At 65.5% G+C, this 714-nt stretch carries 1 protein-coding gene; it reads left to right on the top strand.

Going from position 1 to position 714, the window contains the following annotated elements; genetic code table 11:
- Window positions 1–702, top strand: a 702-nt coding sequence (locus DEIPH_RS20275; protein WP_161636094.1) for a hypothetical protein, incomplete at its 5' end; no start/stop codon positions are given.
- Between the last annotated feature and the right edge of the window lie 12 nt (window positions 703–714).

The raw sequence follows: 714 nt of genomic DNA, 5'->3' as shown, positions 1-714 counted from the left end.
GGCACGCCGGGGCAGGTGCTGACGCGGACACCGGGCGGCTATGGCTGGGCCACGCCTCCCCTGGGTGGTGGGGGCGATGGGGTGAATGAGATGCTGCTGGCACCGTCGGGTAGTGCGGACAGTGGGTTGGTCACCCAGGGCCTCTTTGAGTTCACCGCGAATGAGGCGCTGACCCTGGTTGGCGTAGACGACCTGACAAACACCAATGTCGGCCCGAACATCTACTTCCAGGTCTGGAGAGTGACGGCCGGTGCAGGCGTGCTGTTGAGTGAAGCCTATGTCCCAGCCGGAACCGGCGTTGGAGTAGTCCTGACCCTCGCTGCTGGGGTCGAGCTGGTGGCCGGAGCGACCTACCGCATCGGATATGCGACATCGGGGACCAGTGGGCCGTCGCTCCACGCCCGCACCGGGAGACAGACCTATCCCAAATTGGCCGCCCCAACCGGGAAGGTGTATTACAACCTCAATCGGGAGTTCCCCGCCCAGAGTTATGACGGCTTCTATCCCCCCTTCAGCCTGAGAACTGTGGTGCGTGGACCCGTGGAACCACTTAGCCCGCTGGCACTCCCACAGGTGTTCGATCTCGCCGACCTCCCCAACGGCGGCCAGGCCCTCTACACCGGCGCCACCCCACCCCGTCCGGTCTACCGCGCCCCGGACGGCACCCTCTACTACGGCCAGCCGTACTCGCTCAACCCCTGAGCATCTGCGCGA

This window comes from Deinococcus phoenicis, from assembly GCF_000599865.1.
GTDB lineage: Bacteria > Deinococcota > Deinococci > Deinococcales > Deinococcaceae > Deinococcus > Deinococcus phoenicis.
This window is presented reverse-complemented; position numbering and strand designations above follow the sequence as displayed.